Genomic DNA, 17,353 nt, shown 5'->3' on the forward strand with positions numbered 1-17,353 from the left:
ACCTTCCGCTAAGCTCCAGTACGTTCCAGCCTTTCTGTTACCCCTGCCGCTGGTGTATCCTTGCGCTTTTATTGCAAGGCCTCGGTTTCATGTCGTATCAGGTACTGGCGCGCAAATGGCGGCCCCGCGGATTCAGTGAGATGGTCGGCCAGGAGCATGTGCTGCAGGCGCTGGTAAACGCGCTGGACCATGATCGGCTGCATCACGCCTACCTGTTTACCGGCACTCGCGGGGTCGGCAAGACCACGATCGCGCGGATTCTCGCCAAGAGCCTCAACTGTGAGGCCGGCGTCAGCTCGCAACCCTGCGGTAGTTGCGGCTCCTGCCTGGAGATTGCCGAGGGCCGCAGTGTGGATCTGCTGGAAGTCGACGCCGCTTCCCGGACCAAGGTAGAGGACACCCGCGAACTGCTGGAAAATGTGCAGTACGCGCCCACCCGTTCGCGTTACAAGGTGTACCTGATCGACGAGGTACACATGCTGTCCAACCACAGTTTCAACGCGCTGTTGAAAACGCTGGAAGAACCGCCTCCCCACGTCAAGTTTCTGCTGGCGACCACTGATCCGCAGAAGTTGCCGGCCACGGTACTGTCGCGCTGCCTGCAGTTCAACCTGAAGAATATGGCGCCGGAACAGATTGCCGGCCACCTGGCCCACGTGCTGACCCAGGAAATGATCCGGCACGAGGAGCCGGCGTTGTGGCTGCTGGGACGCGCCGCCAGCGGCAGCATGCGCGACGCCCTGAGCCTGACCGACCAGGCCATTGCCTTTGGCTCCGGCACAGTGACCGAAGCCAGTGTGCGGACCATGCTGGGGGCGGTGGACATGAGCTTTGTCTACCAGTTGCTGGAGGCTGTGGCGGCGGGTGATCCTGCCGCTGTGCTCCAGGTGGTGGCCAATATGGCAGAGCATGCGCCGGATTTCGAATCCAGCCTGGAAGAACTGCAATCTTTGCTGCACCGGGTAGCGGTGGCCCAGGCGGTGCCGGATGCGGTCGATAACGGCCGGGGAGACGGTGATCGGGTACGGGCGCTGGCAGCATCACTGACTGCGGAGGACGCACAGCTGTTCTACCAGATGGCGCTCAATGGCAAGCGTGATATTCCCTACGCCGCCGATCCGCGCGGCGGCTTCGAGATGACGCTGCTGCGAATGCTCGCCTTCCGGCCGGCTCTGTTGCCGGACCCGGGGCTGACGGCAGCCCAGGTGACTTCCGCCGGCGCGCCCTCGACCGAATCCGCTCGTGCCTCCGGGGCCGCGCCAGCTGCCCCGGCCGGAATGTCGACGCAGCCTGCACCGCAGCCACCATCGTCGCCACCCTCTGCGGCACCGACAGCCAGGCCGCAGATGGCCCCGTCGCAGCCAGTCCCACCGCAACCAGTCCCACCGCAACCAGCCGAACCCGCTCCAGCGTCCGCCCCGGAGGGCGGCGCTACGGCAAAAAAGTCGGATGAGCCAGCGCCGGAGCCGCCGGATGTGGCTCCGGAGGACTGGCCGCAGCTGCTGCAGGAGCTGGGACTGGCGGGGATCGTGTACAATATCGCATCTCACTGCGAACTGCGCCGCAGTGATAACGGCTGTTTTGAATTTACGCTGGACCAGGATAACGCGACCCTGTTCAACCCCGGCCACAGTGAGCGGCTGCGGCTGGCGCTTGAGAACTACTACGGGCGTCCGCTGTCTGTGCTGATAGAGCCCGGGCTTCCGGCCACTGAAACCCCGGCCCGGCGCAGCGAGCGGTTGGCCGGGGAGCGCCTGCAGGAAGCGGTGCACGCCATTGAGGGCGATCCCCGGCTACAGCAACTGATCCAGCGCTTCGACGGCGAACTGGATCGCGCATCCATTACTCCACTGGATTCCTGAGGACTCACCATGAAAGGCAGTATTTCGGACATGATGCAACAGGCGCAAAAAATGCAGGCGGACATGCAGAAGGCCCAGGAGGAGCTGGCGCGTCTGGAAGTGGAGGGTGAAGCTGCCGCGGGCCTGGTGCGAGTGACCATGACCGGGCGCCACGATGTCAGGCGGGTCAGTATCGATGACAGCGTTTTCCAGGAAGAGAAGGAAGTGCTGGAGGACCTGCTCGCCGCCGCCGTCAACGACGCGGTGCGCAAGGTGGAAGCGCGCAACAAGGAAGCCATGTCCGGGCTCGCCTCGGGCCTGAACCTGCCGCCCGGCTTCAAACTGCCGTTCTGAGCAGGTGACGATGAAATTCAGCCCCTCCCTTGCCAACCTGATCGACGCGCTGCGCGCATTGCCCGGTGTGGGCCCCAAGTCCGCCCAACGCATGACGCTGCATCTGCTGGAGCGAGACCGGGAGGGTGCACTGGCGCTGGCCACGGCCCTGGAAACAGCGGTGGCGAAGATTGGCCACTGCAGCCGTTGCCGCAACTTCACCGAGCTGGAGATCTGCGAGATTTGCTGCGACCCGCGCCGCGACCACAAACTGATCTGTGTGCTGGAAACGCCGGCCGATGTGCTGGCGGTGGAGCAAAGCGGCAGTTTCCGGGGCCTGTATTTTGTGTTGATGGGGCATCTCTCGCCGATCGATGGCATCGGCCCGCGGGAAATCGGCCTCGATGCCTTCCAGCAGCGGGTACTGGACGAGGGCATCAGCGAAGTGATTCTGGCCACCAACCCGACCGTGGAAGGGGAGGCCACCGCCTACTACCTCACCGACATGCTGCTACCCCACGGCGTGCGGGTGTCGCGTATCGCGCACGGCGTTCCGCTGGGCGGTGAACTGGAATATGTGGACGGCAGCACGCTGGCGCACGCCTTCAGCGGTCGTCGCCTGCTGCAGCAGGAGCAATAGATGAAGTGGCAGTTGATCGAATCGGACGCCGCCCTGGCGCAGCTTGTGCAGGACAACTCCGGCGCCGAAGCGGTGGCCGTGGACACTGAATTCATGCGCCGCAATACCTTCTATCCGGAGGTGGCGCTGGTGCAGTTGTGTTTCGGGCCGGATGCCTGGTTGATAGACCCCCTGACCCTGACCGATCTCCAGCCGCTGCGCGAGCTGTTGCTAAATCCCTCGATTATCAAGGTGTTGCACTCGGCCAGCGAGGATCTGGAGGTCTTCGACCATTGGCTGGGGACGCTGCCCGCACCGCTGTTTGATACCCAGCGCGCCGCCGCGCTGGTCAATCGTGGTTTTGGCATGGGCTACCGCGCGCTGGTGCTGGATATCTGCGGGGTGGAACTGCCCAAGGGCGAGACCCGTTCGGACTGGCTGCAGCGTCCGCTGACCGCCTCTCAATGTGAATACGCGGCCCAGGACGTGGCGCACCTGTTGCCGGTGTGGCGTCATTTGCAGGAGGCCTGTGTGGCCCAGGGCAAGCTGGACTGGGTGCTGGCGGATGGCGAGGACACGCTGGCGGCATTTCGTGCCCCCGCGGCCAATTTTGCCCAGCGGATCAAGTCCGCCTGGAAGCTGGATCAGCGGCAACTGGCATCGCTGTATGCCATCTGCGACTGGCGAGAACGGGTTGCCCGCCAGCGCAACAAGCCGCGCGGCTGGATTATTGATGACCAGACCTGCTTCGAACTGGCGCGGTTAAGCCCTGACTCCCAGGCCGGCCTGGCTGCCGTGGAAGGTCTGGGTGCCGGCGTCATCAGGCGCGATGGCGAGACACTGCTGACCCTGCTGCGGGAACAGCGGGCGCTGCCACCCGAATCGTTGCCGCAGCGTCTGCCGCAGCCGCTGGACGTCAATGGCCGCAAGCAGTTGAGCAGACTCAAGGCCCGGGCCAGGAGCCTGGCGCAGGAGCATGGGGTCGCGCCGGAGGTCCTGTTACAGGGCAAGGACTACGAGCTGTTGCTGCGTCAGGCTGCAGGGGAGGAGTTGCCGGACCAGCCCTCCTGGTCGGGCTGGCGTCGGGCAGCCGCGGTGGCTCCCCTGCGCCGGATGCTGGCCGGAGATCAGTCTTGAGGCGTATCTGTCAGGTCTTTCGCAGCTCGCGGCAAGCGGAAATGTACCTGTATGTAGACAAGGAGCAGGGACTCGCGGCAGTGCCGGAGGCGTTGCTGCAGCGCTTTGGTGAACCCCAGGCTGTCATGGTCCTGTTGTTGGCTCCCGAGCGGCGACTGGCCCGGGTGGCAGTGGGGATGTGCTCGCCGCCATTGAGCAGCAGGGCTATTTCCTGCAAATGCCACCCGGGCCAGAGCACTGGCTCCGCAGGGACGGCGCCCATGCCTGAATGGTGGGAACAGCCACTGGAGACGCTGACCCAGACGCAGTGGGAGGCGTTGTGCGACGGCTGTGGTCGCTGTTGCCTGCAGAAGCTGGAGGACGAAGACAGCGGCGAACTCTATTTTACCCGCGTCCACTGCCGCTACCTGGACGCACAGGCCTGCCGCTGCACCGCGTACACCCAGCGCACCCGTCTGGTGCCGGATTGCATCGAGCTTCGTGCCGACGACACCACTGCCATGGACTGGTTGCCCGCTACCTGCGCCTACCGGTTGCGGGCCCGGGGACAGCCGTTGCCCTCCTGGCATCCGTTGCGCACAGGCGATGCGCAGTCGGTGCATGAGGCCGGCATATCAGTGAGAGGACGGGTAATATCGGATGAACATGTGCATCCCGACAGTTATGATGAACACATCATTTCCTGGGTGAAATAGGAACCGCCGGTGTTGAACGACAGTGCATATCATATCGCGATGACGCTCTATATCACGGCGGCGCTGGCGGCTCTGCTGATCACGCTCTGGTGGTTGCGCCACAGCTGGCGTCCGGTGTGGCTGTGCCTGCTGGCGCTGGGCGGTGCTGCTCTGCTGCTGACTCCTGCCTATCCCTACCAGGGCGTCAGCACCCTGGCGCCGGCGCTGGTAGTGGCTGCCTTTCAGCTTCTGACAGCGGGAGTGGATGCCGCCAGCCACGCACTGCGTCCGCTGGCCGTCACACTGGCGCTGGCGGTGGTGGTCACGATAGTGCTGCGCCTGTCGCTGTGGCGCAGGCCGGGTCGGGCCCGCGCCACAGCCAAGCCGCACTGACCAGGGGAACAGCAGATGCCACTTCGCGCCTTCCGCGTCGATCGGTTTTCAGCCCTGTTTGCCGCTGCGTTGCTGCTGTGCGGTCTGCTGGCCGGGAAGGCTGTCGCCGATGTCTCCGCAGGCGGACCCAGGCCGGATTTACGGCTGCTGATCGATATTTCCGGCAGCATGAAACAGTCCGACCCCGACAACCTGAGAGGTCCCGCCCTGGAATTGATCGTGCGCCTGTTGCCCGAGGGTTCGCGTGCGGGGGTCTGGATTTTTGGCGACAGCGTGAAGCAAATCGTCCCCCACCGGGAGATAGATGCGGCCTGGCGTGAGCAGGCACTGGAAGCGGTGGGGGCGATCGACAATTCGGGTCAGCGCACCAATATCCCCGCGGCATTGGCGGCTGCCGTCTATGATCGCGGCAGCATGGACTCTACCTACCGCACCAGTATTGTGTTGCTGACCGATGGCAAGGTGGATGTATCCAGTTCACCAATGGCGAATGCGGCAGCAGCCCGTGAACTGCTCACCGAAACTGCGCCGGAGCTGGCCGCTACCGGCATACCCGTGCATACCATTGCCCTGTCCGATGAAGCGGACTGGACCTTCCTGAGCGCATTGGCGGAGACCACCGCCGGCCTTGCCGAGAAGGCACAAAACGCGGCCCGGCTGACCGAGATTTTCGTCCAGTCACTGGAGATGGTCGCGCCCACGGCGCGGGTACCGGTGGTGGGCAACATTTTTCTGATCGACGACACGGTGGACGAGTTTACCGCGCTGGTATTTTATGAGCAGCCCGAGACTGCGGTGACCCTGGCCAGTCCCTCGGGAAAGGTGTATGCGCCCGGCCAGAATCGGCCGGGGGCAGACTGGTTCACCAGCCGACAGTTCGCGCTGGTCACGGTGGCCGCTCCCGAGCGCGGCGCCTGGACGCTGCAGGCGCCGGACAGCGCCCGCGCACGGGTGTCTGTCATTTCCGATCTGCGGCTGGAAGTGGATCCGCTGCCCAACAGCTTGCCCGCCGGCAGGACTACCGAACTCGGCATCCGCTTGCGCGAGAGCGGTCAGGTGATTAGCAGTGCAGAACTGCTGGAGCTGTTCGCGATCAGCGTGACGATCACCGGGCCGGAGGGGTATACAACCGAGATTGACGTCAGTGGCAGTTATCCTCCCCCGGACACTGGCGAATACCGCGTGGCGATTCCCGCCTTCGAGATCGGCGGCCGCTATCAGCTGCTGGTCAAACTCAATGGCAAGACCCTGCAGCGTGAGCTGCCCATGTATATGGAGGTCATCGCCGCCCAAACCCGCCCCTCGATCAGTACCAGGTCCATGGAGGTTCCCGAGGAAAATCTGTTGCGGCCGGCGTTGACTGTCGTGGCCGTGTTCCTGGTGGCCACCCTTGCGATTCTCTGGACAGTGCGTCGCCGCCGCTTGAGACGGCTGGAGCTGTGGAAACAGCGCTTCCAGTCAACCGATGAAGAGCCCGATGATAGGGCGGTTGCCGGCATGCGGGCCGAGCCCGGCGAAGAGCAGGACCGCAAATCGCCTTGATAAGCAGGACCCGCCCCGCTAACCTTGCCGGTCCCCTGTATTGACACTTTGAATGGACAAACTATGAAATTTGAGGGAACAGAGCGCTATGTGGCCACGGACGATCTGCGCATGGCCGTGAACGCGGCAGTGACGCTGGAGCGGCCACTGTTGATCAAGGGCGAACCCGGCACCGGCAAGACCATGCTGGCAGAGGAAGTGGCACTGGGCCTGGGCAAGCGCCTGATCCAGTGGCACATCAAGTCCACCACCAAGGCGCAGCAGGGCCTGTATGAATACGATGCCGTATCGCGGCTGCGGGATTCGCAGCTGGGCGACGAGAAAGTGCACGACATTGCCAATTACATCAAGAAGGGCAAATTGTGGGAGGCTTTCGAGTCCGACGAGCAGGTGGTGCTGCTGATTGACGAGGTGGACAAGGCCGATATCGAATTCCCCAATGATCTGCTGGTCGAACTGGACCGGATGGAATTTTTCGTCTACGAGACGGGGCAAACCATCAAGGCCAGAAAACGACCGATCATCATTATTACCAGCAATAACGAGAAGGAACTGCCGGACGCCTTCCTGCGCCGCTGCTTTTTCCACTTCATCAATTTTCCCGACCGCGACACCATGCGCGCCATTATCGATGTGCACCATCCAGGTATTGCCCAGGCGCTGGTACAGGAAGCGATGGAAGTGTTTTTCGATCTGCGTTCGATCCCGGGCTTGAAGAAAAAGCCCTCCACTTCGGAACTTATTGACTGGCTGAAACTGCTGCTGGCCGATGACCTGCCCGATGAGATCCTCAAGGGACGCGACCCGGGCAAGGCGATTCCGCCGCTGTATGGCGCGCTGTTGAAAAACGAGCAGGATGTACATCTTCTGGAACGGCTGGCCTTCATGCATCGCAGGGAGAGTCGCTAGTGCACTGTCGGCTGGCCGGGCACGAGGCCGCTCCATGCTGGTGAATTTTTTTCACGGCCTGCGGGATGCCGGGGTTCCGGTTACCACCCGCGAGCTGCTGGATCTGCTGTCCGGCCTGAAGCGGCATGTCGCGTTTGGTTCGATCGACGAATTCTACTATTTCAGCCGTACCTGCCTGGTCAAGGATGAAAAATACTTCGACCGCTTTGATCGTGCCTTCGGCCTGCATTTCAAGGACCTGGAGGCACTGGACGATGTCATTGAAGCACTGATTCCCGATGACTGGCTGCGCTCGGAGTTCATGAAGCAACTCAGCGACGAGGACAAGGCCAAACTGGAGTCCCTGGGTGGCCTGGAGAAGCTGATAGAAGAGTTCAAGAAGCGCCTGGAGGAGCAGAAGGAGCGTCACCAGGGCGGCAGCAAGTGGATCGGGACCGGAGGGACTTCGCCCTTTGGGCAGGAGGGTTATCATCCGGAGGGGATTCGGGTCGGTCCCAATGGCGGTAACCGCAAGGCGGTGAAGGTATGGGACCGCCGCGATTTCAAGAACCTCGATGACAGTGTCGAACTCGGCACCCGCAATATCAAGGTGGCCCTGCGGCGTCTGCGCAAGTTCGCGCGTACCGGTGCGGCCGATGAACTGGACCTGGACGATACCATCACGTCGACCGCGCGCAATGCGGGCCTGCTGGATATCAAGATGGTGCCGGAGCGGCACAATGCGGCCAAGGTGCTGCTGTTTTTTGATGTGGGCGGCTCAATGGATCCCCATGTCAGGATCTGCGAAGAGCTGTTTTCAGCCGCGCGCACCGAATTCAAGCACATGGAATATTTCTACTTCCACAACTTTGTCTATGAAAGCGTCTGGCGCAACAATATCCGGCGTCACAATGAACGCATCCCGCTGCTGGATGTGATGCACAAGTACAGCCACGACTACAAAGTGATTTTCATCGGCGACGCGGCGATGTCCCCCTACGAAATTGCCCAGCCCGGTGGTTCGGTAGAACACTGGAACGAGGAGGCCGGCGAAGTGTGGATGCGCAGGCTGCGCGACTGCTACGAGAAGCTGGTCTGGATAAACCCCGTGCCCCGGGAGGAATGGGAGTACACCCAGTCCACCGCGATGACTCACCGCCTGGTGGAGGGCCACATGTATCCGCTGACCCTGGCCGGGCTGGAACAGGCCATGTCCTACCTGTCCAAATAGTCAGCGAAGGCGATCAGACTGGCGGTCACCGCCACATTGAGTGATTCGACGCCGTTGCGCATGGGAATGTTCAGGGCCCGGTCCGCCTCGGCCTCCACGACGGCGGATACGCCCTCGGTTTCGTTGCCCAGCACATAGATGCAATGGCCCCGGGGCTGGAACTGAAACAGGGAGCAGGCGGCGTCAGCGCGCAAGGTACAGACTTCAAAACCCGCCCGGCGGCACTGTTGCAGGGCCGGCGCCAGGGACTCGCATTGCATCAGTGGCGCCCGGTACAGTGTGCCGGCACTGGCCTTGATCACCAGTGGCCCGAGGGCCGCGTTGCCGCGGCGGGCACAGACAATACCGTCGATGGCGCCGGCTGCTGCCGAGCGAATGATCATGCCGAGGTTCTGGGGATTGCTGATGCCATCCAGTGCCAGTAGCCGTTGCCGGGGCAATGCCTGCAGCTGGCCCAGATAATCTTCCAGACTGCGAAAACCCGGACACAGAATATCAGCGGCGACCCCCTGGTCCTGGCGTCCATTGCGGGAGATCCGGGCCAGTTCAACCCGGCTGTGGTGGTGCACCGGCACGGCGCGCTGCTGCGCCAGCCGCACGATATCTGCCAGCACGCCGCCCTCGCGGTTGCTGTCGGCCAGGTGCAGGGCGTGACAGTTCAGGCTGCGATCCTGCAGGGCCTCCAGTACCGGCTTGCGTCCATAGACGGTAAGCATGCGCTTGAAAAAGGCCTTGCGCTCGGCATAGGCGGGGCGGTCAGGCATGGGTTCAGGAGCGCTGCGCGCGGGTGGCAGACTGGGGGAGGACGATCAGGGCGGAAGCCGCCGGGCTTCCACCGACGGCACGCTCTGGTGTATACCGGAGTTTCTCAAGCTGGATGATGGAGAGTCGCAATGTCAATATTCCCCCGCTTCACTGTAGGCGAGCGGGCATTAAACAACAGGGGGCCAGCCGGTGCCAGCGCTTTGTGACGAGCTGATTCTCTATGGGACGGACGCCTGCCACCTGTGTGAACAGGCCGAGGAGTTGCTCAATAACGCCATTGGTGCAGGCCTGCCTGCCGCCTATGAGAAGGTGGATATCAGCCAGTCGGAGCTGCTGTTCGAGCGCTACGGGGTCAGGATCCCGGTGTTGCGGCGTGGCGATGGAGCTGAGCTGGGGTGGCCCTTCGACCACGCCCAGCTCAGGCAGTTTCTGAATGCTAGCTAGCTGTTGCTGCCCACCCTGACGGCGAGCACATCGCAGTTGGCGCCATGGAGGACGCCGTTGGCGGTCGAGCCCATCAGCAGGGCCAGACCATAGCGGCCGTGGCTGCCGACCACGATCAGGTCAGCGCCGATTTCCTTGGCTTTGCTGTGTATTTCCACCTCCGGCCTGCCGAGCACGATATGCTGGCGTTCTGGCCCAATGTGATAGATTTCGCCGAAACGGGTCAGTTGCTGCACCGCCTGCTGATGGATTTCGTCCTGTATGCCGGAGAAATCCATCGGGATATCGCCGCCATAGGCGAAACTGAGCGGCTCGATGACGTGAATGAGGTGCAGCTCGGCGTCGCTTCCGGCGGCCAGGTTGCGGGCACATTCCGCGACCTTGGCAGAATCCTCACTGAGGTCGACGGCTATGATGAGTTTCTTGTAATGTGACATCTGAGCGCTCCGTGGCGTTTATCGGACTGGTAACACGTGTTTATAGCATACAATGGGCGCCGGGCAATATCTGGCGCCGCTCCGGCCGCCCACGTACCGACCTTTCTTGACCTGGATCAGGCCTGACTCCGTGGAATACCTGTTGATTGCATTCATCCTGCTGGTAGCGCTGGCGCCGCTGTCCCACTTTGTTCCCAGCAAGCGCCAGCGCAGGCAGGCGCAACTGCGCGAGGCTGCGGCGCTGGCGGGCCTGTTTGTTGAATTTCGCCCGCTGCCCGGGAGCGGGCCGGACACCGGCAATGACCCGCCAGTGATCTATTATGGTTTGCGGCTGGCGCCATCCCCGGGCCGTGGCAGGCGTCGCAGCGCCTGGCTGCGACAGGGGGACAACTGGCGCGGCGTGGCTTCGCGCGAAGTCCCGCCGGCGCCGTTGCAGGGCTGTCCACCGCCGGTTCTGGCAGCCAGTATCGACGAGGCCAGTTGCGGCATCTATTGGCGGGAAGACGGCGATACGGCTACCGTAGCGGTCCTGCGTGACATACTTCAGCGCTGGCAGCTGCAACTGGATGCCTGAAGTGCGTGTTCGCGCCGCGAAAGGCGGTGCCAGGCGTTTGTGAGGATGCCGGGAGAGGTCCTCGAGCGGCGGCCGCAATCGGACGCATTTTGGCGTTTTGCTTGACCCGGGCCAGTCTGGCCCTTATATATGCCACTTTTTGGCCGGACATTGCGCTTGCTCCGGTCTGCTGCAGGAGTTTATGGGTAAATCACTCGTTATCGTTGAGTCGCCGGCCAAGGCGAAGACCATCAACAAGTATCTGGGGCCGGATTTCATTGTGAAATCCAGTGTTGGCCATATTCGCGATCTGCCCACAGCGGGTAGCTCGGAGCCGGTGGATCACAAGGAACGGGCCGCCCAGGCGGCCCTCACCCGCAAGATGTCGCCCGAAGAGAAGGCCCGCCACAAACAAGCCAAGGCCAGGGGCCAGCTGGTCCGGCGCATGGGTATTGATCCTGATCACGGCTGGAAGGCGTCCTACCAGATCCTGCCCGGCAAGGAAAAGGTGGTGTCGGATTTGCGCAAGGTCGCCGCTACCAGCGACGCCATCTATCTCGCGACCGACCTGGACCGGGAAGGGGAGGCCATCGCCTGGCACCTGCGGGAGGCCATAGGGGGCGACGATTCCCGCTACCAGCGGGTGGTATTCAACGAAATCACCAAGAAGGCGATCACCGAGGCCTTCCAGCACCCCTCCCAGCTGGACCAGAACCGGGTCAACGCCCAGCAGGCGCGGCGCTTCCTGGATCGGGTCGTGGGCTACATGATCTCCCCGCTGCTGTGGGCCAAGGTCGCCCGCGGCCTCTCGGCTGGCCGGGTACAGTCGGTGGCGGTGCGCCTGATTGTCGAGCGCGAGCGCGAGATCAGGGCTTTTGTGCCGGAGGAGTTCTGGGAAGTCCACGCTGACCTGCTCGCAGCCAGCAATGACAGTATCCGCTTCCAGGTGCGCAAACACCGGGGCGAGACCTTCCGGCCGGTCAACGAGGCCGCTACGCTCGCCGCCACCACCGAGCTTGAGCAACTGCCCTATCTGGTCAGTCAGCGGGAGGACAAGCCGACCCGCTCCAAGCCCTCGGCGCCGTTCATCACCTCGACGCTGCAGCAGGCTGCCAGCACCCGGCTGGGCTTCTCCGTGAAGAAAACCATGACCATGGCCCAGCGTCTGTATGAGGCCGGCTACATCACCTATATGCGGACCGATTCCACCAATCTCAGTGCCGAAGCGGTGACCGCCTGCCGCGACTATATCGCCGCCAATTTTCCGCCGGCCTACCTGCCTGAGAGCCCGAACCGCTACAGCAGCAAGGAGGGCGCCCAGGAGGCGCACGAGGCGATACGTCCGTCGGACGTCATGCTGCAGCAGTCCGCACTGCAGGGCATGGAGCGCGATGCAGAGCGGCTGTATGAAATGATCTGGCGCCAGTTCGTCGCCTGCCAGATGACACCCGCGGAATACACTTCGACCACTGTGACAGTGACCGCCGGTGACTATGAATTGAACGCTAAGGGGCGGATTATTCGCTTCGATGGCTATACCCGGGTGCAGATGGCCGCTGGCCGCAAGGGCGAAGATGCGGTATTGCCGGATATCCAGCGCGGGGAGACCCTGACCCTGGAGCAGCTGGAGCCGACCCAGCATTTCACCAAGCCGGCGCCGCGCTATGGCGAGGCCAGCCTGGTACGGGAGCTGGAGAAACGCGGTATCGGGCGGCCCTCGACCTACGCCTCGATCATCTCGACGATCCAGGACCGGGGCTATGTCCGGCTGGAGAACAAGCGTTTCTACGCGGAGAAGATGGGAGATATCGTTACTCAGCGGTTGCAGAACAGCTTTGCCGAACTGCTGGACTACGGCTTTACCGCCAGCATGGAGGAGCACCTGGACGAAGTGGCCCAGGGTCAATTGGACTGGCGCCAGTTGCTGGACACCTTCTATGCCGATTTCCGCGGCCTGCTGGAAAAGGCAGAGGAGCCGGAGCCGGCGGGGATGCAGCCCAACGAACCGACGATGACCGATATCGCCTGCAGCAAGTGCGGACGGCCGATGCAGATCCGTACCGCCAGTACCGGTGTCTTCCTGGGTTGTTCGGGCTATGCGCTGCCGCCAAAGGAGCGCTGCAAGAACACCATCAACCTGACGCCCGGCGATGAGGCTATCCGCGAGGATGCCGACGACGAGGCCGAGTCGCGCCTGTTGCGCAGCAAGCATCGCTGCAAACTGTGCAACGCGGCAATGGACAGCTACCTGATCGATGAGCAGCGCAAACTGCATGTCTGCGGCAACAACCCGGATTGCCCGGGCTTCGAGGTGGAGCAGGGCAAGTTCAAGATCAAGGGCTACGACGGTCCGACGCTGGAATGCGACAAGTGCGGCGCACAGATGCAGCTGAAGACGGGCCGCTTCGGCAAGTATTTCGGTTGCACCTCCGAATCATGCAAGAACACCCGCAAGCTGCTGCGCAGCGGCGAGGCGGCGCCACCGAAAATGGATCCGGTACCGATGCCGGAACTGGCCTGCGCCAAGGTCGAGGACCATTACATCCTGCGCGATGGGGCGGCGGGGCTGTTTCTCGCCGCCAGCCAGTTTCCGCGCAACCGGGAAACGCGGGCACCCTACGTCGATGAACTGCTGCCGCACAAGAGTGAAATCGACCCCAAATACAGCTTTTTGTTCAGCGCGCCCACCGTGGATCCGGACGGCAACCGTACCCAGGTCCGTTACAGCCGTAAAGCCGCGGAACAGTATGTGATGACTGAGCACGACGGCAAGCCCACCGGCTGGCGGGCCGTTTATCGCCATGGCAAATGGGAGGTGGAGGAGGGCAAGGCCGCCAGCGCGAAACCGAAAGCAAAGGCAAAAACAAAAACGAAAGCCAAAGCGAAAACCAAAACCAGGGCCAAGACAAAGTCCGGCGTGGCGGCGGACGGAGGCGACAACGGGTGAGCTCAGCGCGCGGTCGGGCCAATCACAGCCTGTACCTGGCGCGGTTGCTGCTGGCCGCCTGGGAGCGGGAGCTCGGCCGCGAGGATACGCCCGCAACCGTGCTCGCCCAGGCCTGGGCCCCGGCGGTCCGCAACCATCTGTTGGATGCCTACGGCTGGTTCCTGCTGGAACTGCTCAAGCCTGCCGAAATGCCGGCCTCGCTGCCTGTGAGCGTGGCCCAGCTGCCCGCGGCGGAGCCCGGCAAGGCAGTTCCCGCCGAAGTCGCGGAGTTCGAACAGCTGGAGCAACAAGGCTGGCTGGCGGAAATGCTGCAGGCGCCGGTGAGCCAGGCGGTGCACCGCGGCAGCGACAGTCTTGCCTCCAGTGTGGACGGCTTGCCGACGCCCGTGACCATGGCAGCCTGGGCGGAGCAGCTGGACAGGGCCTTTGCGCGTATGGGTGATCTGCTGGATGAGTGCTGAGGGCGGCGGCTGGCAGCGCCGCCGGTGCCCTGTTACACTGGCCCTTCATGTGACGCAGTGAGGTAGCCTGAGTGCCCACATCCCTGTTGGAAATTGTTGATCTCGGCGAAGGCGAGATTGTGTTGCAGCGCGCTGATGACGACTCTGAGCCGCTGGTGAGAATCAGTTTTTCTGATGAATCGCGGCTTTACCTGATGGACAGCGGACTGGAAGTGGCCAAGGTCATGATCCAGGCCGGCATGCAGGCCGCTGCCACGCTGGTTGAACAGGACAGCGCGCTGGAGGATGCCGACGGCCGCCCCCGGGTCCTGCACTGATCCCCGTGCCGGGGTATGGCTGGTGCCCTCGGGGCGGTGCCCTAACCGCGCCGCAGTACCCCGACGCTCAATCCTTCTATCGTACAATCCTGTTGCCGCAAGTCTACCTGAATGGGCTCATAGGCCGGATTTTCCGGCAGCAACTCCAGCAGATACTTGCTGTTGCCGCGGCGCAGCCGCTTCACCGTGACCTCATCCTCGATCCTGGCCACTACGATATCGCCGTTCCTGGCGATCGGGGTGCTGTGTACCGCCAGTAAGTCGCCGTCGAGGATGCCGGCCTCAACCATGCTGTCGCCCCGCACCCGCAGGAAGTAATCGGCCCGCGGCTTGAAAAACGCCGGTGGCAGGTCGCAGTAATCCTCGATATGTTCCTGTGCCAGCAGCGGGCTGCCCGCCGCCACCCGGCCGATAATCGGGATGCCGGGGTTGTCGGGCAGGCGGATGCCCCGCGACGCGCCGGCGATGATTTCAATTGCTCCCTTGCGGGCCAGCGCCTTCAGGTGCTCCTCGGCTGCGTTCGCGGACTTGAATCCCAGCTCCCGGGCGATATCGGCGCGGGTCGGCGGATAGCCGGTTTCATCGATATGAACCCGGATGATATCCAGGACCTGTTGTTGTCGCTGGGTCAGTTTTTCCATGATCTGCCATCTGTGTATTTATACAGTGGCTGTGATTATATACAGTGATCATGGTGCATCACAAGTGCCATGGCCACCTCAACATCCCAAGGATAATAGTGTTGCGCTGGGGGCAACAGGCGGGCCGGGCAGAAGAGGGCTTGTCGGACGAGGTGCTTCGGGCCAAAGGGCGGGTCTGATGCCGAGGGCAAGCGGGGGTAATTTACCTGGGTATCCGTCCCGGGCGAATCCGGCGTGTACAGGCTATGGCGCAGGCGGACTGCTCAGTAATCCTCCACTCCATACATCGTTTCAGGCTCGATCAGGGACAGCGGGCTGTTCCAGTCTTCCGGATGAAACGGCAGGTCGGGATCCAGGTTATCCTCGTCATCCAGTTCAAAGGGTGTGCGCCAGTCCTCCGGAGCCGCGGCTGCCTCCAGCGGCATGTCCCGCCAGACATCCAGATCGTATTCGGCGACTTCCCCATCGAGATACTGTGTTTCTATCGTGAGGGTGGCAGTGTCCCAGGCCACTACTTCGAACAGCGCGCCAGTCTCGAGATCCTTGTACCAGCCTCCTACTACAGGACTTAGCATTTTCATCTCACCCTCCCCAAAAACTGCTTGTGTGGCCAACATAGCATGCTCATTCGCGCTGTCCACTGCAGCGTTCCGGCCTCCCGGACAGCAGGTTTTCGGGCCCGACTTCCGGGGTCTGAAACTTTGGTTGCAAGATCAGTTGCTTGCACCGCTTTTGCAAAAGTGGCCTCATGTCGACAGGGCGCTGTTATACTGTTAATCAGGGCCCAGCCCGCTCTCGAAATAAAAAAATTGTCTAAGAACTTCCAGCGCAGGAGCCGCCAGCATCGTGCAGAATATTGAACAATACTTGATCAACCTGGCCGCCAGCTATGGCCTCGACAGCCCTGTGGCTGCATTGGCGGGGCTGGTGCTGGCCGGTGGGCTTGCCCACCTGCTGCTGGGCATGATTTTGCGGCGCCTGCTCGGAGCTGCCCGCCACACCGCCAATCGCTGGGACGATGTGGTGGTCGAAGCCCTGCAGGTACCGCTGCGGGTAGTATTGTGGGTGGCGGTGCTGATTCTGGCGCTGAGTATCCTGCCGGTTGCCGAGGCCGCGCGCAATGCGGTGCTGCGGGCCTACGATACGGCCCTGGTGCTGTTGCTGGCCTGGTTTCTGCACCGGCTGATCCTGCTGTCGGAACTGGAGTTGCTGAACCCGGCCCGCGGAACCCGGGCTTCAACTGACAAGGCAGCGGTGCACTCGACCGCCAAACTGCTGCGCATCACGCTGTGGATAGTGGCCGGGTTGATGGCACTGCAGAGTATCGGCGTCTCGGTGTCGGGGCTGCTCGCTTTCGGTGGGATCGGCGGCATAGCAGTCGGTTTCGCGGCCAAGGATCTGTTGGCGAACTTTTTCGGCGGGCTCAGCATCTACCTGGACCGTCCCTTCAGTCCGGGTGACTGGATCCGCTCCCCCGACCAGGAAATAGAGGGCACGGTCGAGGACATCGGCTGGCGCCTGACCCGCATACGCACCTTTGACCAGCGGCCACTGTATGTGCCGAATGCGGTATTTACGCAGATAGCAGTGGAGAATCCCTCGCGAATGTTCAATCGCCGGATCTATGAGACCATCGGGCTGCGCTATCAGGATGCCGACCGGATGGCCGCGGTGGTGAGCGGGGTCCGCGACATGCTGGAACAGCACCCGGAGATCGACCAGAACCGGACCTTGATGGTGAACTTCGTCAGCTTCGGGGCCTCGTCGCTGGATTTCTTCATCTACGCATTTACCAAAACGACTGTGTGGGTGGAATACCACCGTATCAAGCAGGATATTCTGCTGGGAATACTCGGGATAATCGATGCCCAGGGCGCGGATGTCGCCCTTCCCACCCGTACCCTGCACCTGCAGTCGGGTCCGGAACCGGAACCGGAGCAGTTGTCATGATCGGCATTATCGGCGGCACCGGTATCGACCAGCTGCAGGGGCTGCACGATATTCGCGAGCACCTGCCCGACACGGAGTTCGGCAGGCCCTCGCGCAGCATTCTGGAAGGACAGCTGGGTTCGCGCCGGGTGTTGTTTCTGCAGCGCCACGGCAGCCCAGGCGCCATCCCGCCCACCTGAT

Annotated in this window: 20 protein-coding genes; 16 read left to right on the plus strand and 4 right to left on the minus strand. The window is 62.6% G+C overall.

All coding sequences use genetic code 11. From position 1 onward, the window contains the following. Positions 1-89: 89 nt before the first annotated feature. The 9 genes from dnaX (at position 90) to G3T16_RS20010 (ending at position 8,658) form a co-directional block, all read left to right on the plus strand. Entirely contained in the window at positions 90-1,862 is a 1,773-nt protein-coding gene (gene dnaX / locus G3T16_RS19965; RefSeq protein ID WP_163496758.1) for a DNA polymerase III subunit gamma/tau, read from the plus strand. Between the two features lie 9 nt (positions 1,863-1,871). Then, positions 1,872-2,195, plus strand: a complete 324-nt coding sequence (locus G3T16_RS19970) for a YbaB/EbfC family nucleoid-associated protein (protein WP_163496759.1) — start codon at positions 1,872-1,874, stop codon at positions 2,193-2,195. Between the two features lie 10 nt (positions 2,196-2,205). Further along, positions 2,206-2,814 (plus strand): recombination mediator RecR, encoded by a 609-nt coding sequence (recR, locus tag G3T16_RS19975; protein ID WP_163496760.1) that lies wholly within the window; start codon positions 2,206-2,208, stop codon positions 2,812-2,814. After that, positions 2,815-3,930 (plus strand): ribonuclease D, encoded by a 1,116-nt coding sequence (rnd, locus tag G3T16_RS19980; protein WP_163496761.1) that lies wholly within the window; start codon positions 2,815-2,817, stop codon positions 3,928-3,930. It begins immediately after the preceding gene. Then, a complete protein-coding gene (locus G3T16_RS22905; RefSeq protein WP_332102845.1) occupies positions 3,927-4,625 on the plus strand; it encodes a YcgN family cysteine cluster protein in 699 nt (232 codons plus the stop codon). Before rnd ends, G3T16_RS22905 begins: the two co-directional genes overlap by 4 nt. Positions 4,626-4,637: 12 nt before the next feature. Beyond that, on the plus strand, positions 4,638-4,997 hold the full coding sequence (locus tag G3T16_RS19995) for a hypothetical protein (RefSeq protein ID WP_163496763.1): 360 nt from the start codon (positions 4,638-4,640) through the stop codon (positions 4,995-4,997). A gap of 15 nt (positions 4,998-5,012) precedes the next feature. Beyond that, positions 5,013-6,539, plus strand: coding sequence for a VWA domain-containing protein (locus G3T16_RS20000; protein ID WP_163496764.1), 1,527 nt, complete (start codon positions 5,013-5,015; stop codon positions 6,537-6,539). A 63-nt stretch (positions 6,540-6,602) separates the two neighbouring features. After that, positions 6,603-7,448: an AAA family ATPase gene (locus G3T16_RS20005; RefSeq protein WP_163496765.1), complete on the plus strand. Its 846-nt coding sequence runs from the start codon at positions 6,603-6,605 to the stop codon at positions 7,446-7,448. A gap of 34 nt (positions 7,449-7,482) precedes the next feature. Next, positions 7,483-8,658, plus strand: a complete 1,176-nt coding sequence (locus tag G3T16_RS20010) for a vWA domain-containing protein (RefSeq protein ID WP_163496766.1) — start codon at positions 7,483-7,485, stop codon at positions 8,656-8,658. Here the strand turns inward: G3T16_RS20010 and G3T16_RS20015 are convergent. Continuing rightward, positions 8,643-9,422, minus strand: coding sequence for a TrmH family RNA methyltransferase (locus tag G3T16_RS20015; protein WP_163496767.1), 780 nt, complete (start codon positions 9,420-9,422; stop codon positions 8,643-8,645). The genes G3T16_RS20010 and G3T16_RS20015 overlap by 16 nt on opposite strands. A gap of 190 nt (positions 9,423-9,612) precedes the next feature. Here G3T16_RS20015 and G3T16_RS20020 point away from each other — a divergent pair, with 190 nt between their 5' ends. Continuing rightward, positions 9,613-9,867, plus strand: a complete 255-nt coding sequence (locus tag G3T16_RS20020) for a glutaredoxin family protein (protein WP_163496768.1) — start codon at positions 9,613-9,615, stop codon at positions 9,865-9,867. Here the strand turns inward: G3T16_RS20020 and G3T16_RS20025 are convergent. Further along, positions 9,864-10,304 (minus strand): universal stress protein, encoded by a 441-nt coding sequence (locus tag G3T16_RS20025; protein WP_163496769.1) that lies wholly within the window; start codon positions 10,302-10,304, stop codon positions 9,864-9,866. The two genes, G3T16_RS20020 and G3T16_RS20025, sit on opposite strands and share 4 nt — an antisense overlap. Positions 10,305-10,446: 142 nt before the next feature. Here G3T16_RS20025 and G3T16_RS20030 point away from each other — a divergent pair, with 142 nt between their 5' ends. The 4 genes from G3T16_RS20030 (at position 10,447) to G3T16_RS20045 (ending at position 14,582) form a co-directional block, all read left to right on the plus strand. Continuing rightward, positions 10,447-10,878, plus strand: coding sequence for a hypothetical protein (locus tag G3T16_RS20030; RefSeq protein WP_232059182.1), 432 nt, complete (start codon positions 10,447-10,449; stop codon positions 10,876-10,878). A gap of 181 nt (positions 10,879-11,059) precedes the next feature. Continuing rightward, positions 11,060-13,804: a type I DNA topoisomerase gene (gene topA, locus G3T16_RS20035; protein ID WP_163496771.1), complete on the plus strand. Its 2,745-nt coding sequence runs from the start codon at positions 11,060-11,062 to the stop codon at positions 13,802-13,804. After that, positions 13,801-14,265 (plus strand): DUF6586 family protein, encoded by a 465-nt coding sequence (locus G3T16_RS20040; protein ID WP_163496772.1) that lies wholly within the window; start codon positions 13,801-13,803, stop codon positions 14,263-14,265. Before topA ends, G3T16_RS20040 begins: the two co-directional genes overlap by 4 nt. Before the next feature lie 71 nt (positions 14,266-14,336). Continuing rightward, positions 14,337-14,582 carry a hypothetical protein gene (locus tag G3T16_RS20045; protein WP_163496773.1) on the plus strand — a complete coding sequence of 82 codons (246 nt, stop codon included), beginning with the start codon at positions 14,337-14,339 and terminating at the stop codon, positions 14,580-14,582. A 41-nt stretch (positions 14,583-14,623) separates the two neighbouring features. On the opposite strand, the gene lexA is transcribed toward G3T16_RS20045, so the two are convergent. Beyond that, a complete protein-coding gene (gene lexA, locus G3T16_RS20050) occupies positions 14,624-15,223 on the minus strand; it encodes a transcriptional repressor LexA (RefSeq protein WP_163496774.1) in 600 nt (199 codons plus the stop codon). A 263-nt stretch (positions 15,224-15,486) separates the two neighbouring features. Further along, the gene (locus G3T16_RS20055) at positions 15,487-15,804 is read right to left on the minus strand and encodes a DUF6763 family protein (protein ID WP_163496775.1); all 318 of its coding nucleotides are present in this window, start codon (positions 15,802-15,804) and stop codon (positions 15,487-15,489) included. Positions 15,805-16,069: 265 nt separating this feature from the next. On the opposite strand from G3T16_RS20055, the gene G3T16_RS20060 reads away from it, so the two are divergent. Both G3T16_RS20060 and G3T16_RS22260 read left to right on the plus strand, forming a co-directional pair. Continuing rightward, the gene (locus G3T16_RS20060; RefSeq protein WP_232059183.1) at positions 16,070-17,173 is read left to right on the plus strand and encodes a mechanosensitive ion channel family protein; all 1,104 of its coding nucleotides are present in this window, start codon (positions 16,070-16,072) and stop codon (positions 17,171-17,173) included. Further along, entirely contained in the window at positions 17,170-17,352 is a 183-nt protein-coding gene (locus tag G3T16_RS22260; RefSeq protein WP_232059438.1) for a nucleoside phosphorylase-I family protein, read from the plus strand. Before G3T16_RS20060 ends, G3T16_RS22260 begins: the two co-directional genes overlap by 4 nt. Position 17,353 lies beyond the last annotated feature (1 nt).

The organism is Kineobactrum salinum (assembly GCF_010669285.1).
In the GTDB taxonomy this organism is placed as follows: Bacteria; Pseudomonadota; Gammaproteobacteria; order Pseudomonadales; family Halieaceae; genus Kineobactrum; species Kineobactrum salinum.

Bases quoted from the DNA above. Each gene is read 5' to 3' on its own strand.
- dnaX (WP_163496758.1), top strand. From the start codon at position 90: ATGTCGTATCAGGTACTGGCGCGCAAATGGCGGCCCCGCGGATTCAGT.
- G3T16_RS19970 (WP_163496759.1), top strand. From the start codon at position 1,872: ATGAAAGGCAGTATTTCGGACATGATGCAACAGGCGCAAAAAATGCAG.
- recR (WP_163496760.1), top strand. From the start codon at position 2,206: ATGAAATTCAGCCCCTCCCTTGCCAACCTGATCGACGCGCTGCGCGCA.
- rnd (WP_163496761.1), top strand. From the start codon at position 2,815: ATGAAGTGGCAGTTGATCGAATCGGACGCCGCCCTGGCGCAGCTTGTG.
- G3T16_RS20000 (WP_163496764.1), top strand. From the start codon at position 5,013: ATGCCACTTCGCGCCTTCCGCGTCGATCGGTTTTCAGCCCTGTTTGCC.
- G3T16_RS20005 (WP_163496765.1), top strand. From the start codon at position 6,603: ATGAAATTTGAGGGAACAGAGCGCTATGTGGCCACGGACGATCTGCGC.
- G3T16_RS20010 (WP_163496766.1), top strand. From the start codon at position 7,483: ATGCTGGTGAATTTTTTTCACGGCCTGCGGGATGCCGGGGTTCCGGTT.
- G3T16_RS20015 (WP_163496767.1), bottom strand. From the start codon at position 9,422: ATGCCTGACCGCCCCGCCTATGCCGAGCGCAAGGCCTTTTTCAAGCGC.
- G3T16_RS20025 (WP_163496769.1), bottom strand. From the start codon at position 10,304: ATGTCACATTACAAGAAACTCATCATAGCCGTCGACCTCAGTGAGGAT.
- topA (WP_163496771.1), top strand. From the start codon at position 11,060: ATGGGTAAATCACTCGTTATCGTTGAGTCGCCGGCCAAGGCGAAGACC.
- lexA (WP_163496774.1), bottom strand. From the start codon at position 15,223: ATGGAAAAACTGACCCAGCGACAACAACAGGTCCTGGATATCATCCGG.
- G3T16_RS20055 (WP_163496775.1), bottom strand. From the start codon at position 15,804: ATGAAAATGCTAAGTCCTGTAGTAGGAGGCTGGTACAAGGATCTCGAG.
- G3T16_RS22260 (WP_232059438.1), top strand. From the start codon at position 17,170: ATGATCGGCATTATCGGCGGCACCGGTATCGACCAGCTGCAGGGGCTG.